We start from the raw sequence: 1,920 nt of genomic DNA on the forward strand, positions 1-1,920 counted from the left end.
GGCCGCGGCGGCCCGCGCTGCATGAGCATGCCCTTCTGGCGTGAGGACCTCTAAGGTCTTCAAGGACCCGTACAGGTCTTAATACATACATCTAGCTGCCATTAGATGTCTCTCATTGGGGCGGTGCGGGTATTCGCACCGCCCCAATCTTGTATGAGGAACGTCAACACGATTGGATGACTGCTTTTGTAAGGAGCTTGGCCATGGATATCAAGACAATCGGTGTTGAGGAGTGGCTCAACGTTTGGGAGAAGAGCGCCACGTGGGATATCGCCCAGTCGACGATCTCGTCGCTCACCATGGGCGAGCTGCGCGCGCTCGACGAGCAGGACGGCGCCACGTTCTATGAGCGCCTGGACCGCGAGAAGATGAACTACGGCTGGATCGAGGGTTCGCCCGACTTTAAGGCCGAGGTCGCCAAACTGTATCGCCGTGAGGTCAATCCCGACCACATCCTGCAGACCAACGGCTGCACGGGTGCGAACCTCAATGCCATCATAGCCGTGGTCGAGCCCGGCGATCACGTGATTGCCGAGTGGCCCACCTATGCGCCGCTCTATGAGATTCCGCGTACGTTCGGTGCCGAGGTCGAGTATTGGGAGCTTCGCGAGGAGCTCGGCTGGAAGCCCGATATCGAGGAGCTCAAGCGCCTGGTTCGCCCCTCCACCAAGCTCATCTGCATCAACAACGCATCGAACCCCATCGGTACCGTGCTCGATGCCGATACGCTCGGCCAAATTGCCGAGATCGCCCGTTCGGTGGGCGCCTACGTGCTGTGCGATGAGGTGTATCTGCCGCTCGAGAACACCGAGTCCTTTATATCGATGGCCGACGTGTACGAGAAGGCCATCGTCACCAACTCGGTGTCCAAGACCTATTCGACGCCTGCGGCTCGCGTGGGCTGGGTCGTGGCCGACGAAGAGGTCTCCAACCGCATCCGCACCTATCGTGACTACACCATGATCTGCGGCGGCGTGTTCAACGACGCCCTGGCGACCTACGTGCTCGAGCACAAGGACAAGATTCTCGAACGCAACCGCAAGATTGTGTTTGGAAACCGCGATATCGCGCAGGCTTGGATCGACACGCATAGCCGCGTCTCTTGGACGGCTCCGCAGGGCGTATCTACCTCGTTTATCCAGCTGGATATTCCCGAGGACGATGAGGAGTTCTGCAAGCGCCTGTTGGCCGAGAGGGGGGTGCTGCTGGTTCCCGGCAGCCGCTTTGAGCTTCCCTGCGGCGCGCGTCTGGGCTACTGCGCGAGCGAGGACGTTCTGCGCGAGGGCTTAAGGCTTTTGGGCGAGGCGCTGGCGGAGTTCGATCGCTAGGATTCCGACGGCTCTCAAAGCTGCTCAAATCTGTCTACGATTATCGATAGCAGACCCGTTTTCCATGAGGGGGGGGGCGGGTCTGTTTTTCTATACCGAGAAGTCAAGTTGTTACAAATGAGGCCGTAAGGCGATCCGGTATTCGCTGGGCCTTATACTGAGCTTCCGGTGAACGGTATCAAGCGTCTGGTAAACGGTAATTCGTTTACCAGAAATGAATAGGACAAACTTGTTTCTGAATAAAAATGAAAATGGTTGAGACGCGGTATGAATCGCTAATTCTATTCATAGCTCTATTGGAAATATGCAATTTGAGGGTGGTTTAATAAAGTTTAGTTCCATTTGATTATTGGATTGAATACGCGTTTAAGCACGTAAATACACTTTATTAAATCGAAGTGTGCCATGCGTGAAGTATATGTGTATGCCGTTCACCCCTCATATAAAACCGTTCGGGGGCGAGGTGGAAGTATGAACTGAATTTGGATATAAATATGTCGTCAGCAATAACGCCTCACACGGAGGGGCGCTAACGAATCGGCCCTGACAGGGGCCCGAAAGAAAGGTAGGAGGCCATGACGAAAGGTCTGCA

Annotated in this window: 1 protein-coding gene; it reads left to right on the forward strand. The window is 55.4% G+C overall.

Going from position 1 to position 1,920, the window contains the following annotated elements:
- Nucleotides 1–203: 203 nt before the first annotated feature.
- Nucleotides 204–1,328: an aminotransferase gene (locus tag DW003_RS09795; protein WP_118388879.1), complete on the forward strand. Its 1,125-nt coding sequence runs from the start codon at nucleotides 204–206 to the stop codon at nucleotides 1,326–1,328.
- The last annotated feature ends 592 nt before the right edge of the window (nucleotides 1,329–1,920 follow it).

It is taken from the genome of Collinsella sp. AF36-3AT (assembly GCF_003475205.1).
Taxonomy (GTDB): Bacteria; Actinomycetota; Coriobacteriia; order Coriobacteriales; family Coriobacteriaceae; genus Collinsella; species Collinsella aerofaciens_AF.

Excerpts from the sequence above, each read along its gene's own strand:
- DW003_RS09795 (WP_118388879.1), top strand. The coding sequence starts at position 204 with ATGGATATCAAGACAATCGGTGTTGAGGAGTGGCTCAACGTTTGGGAG.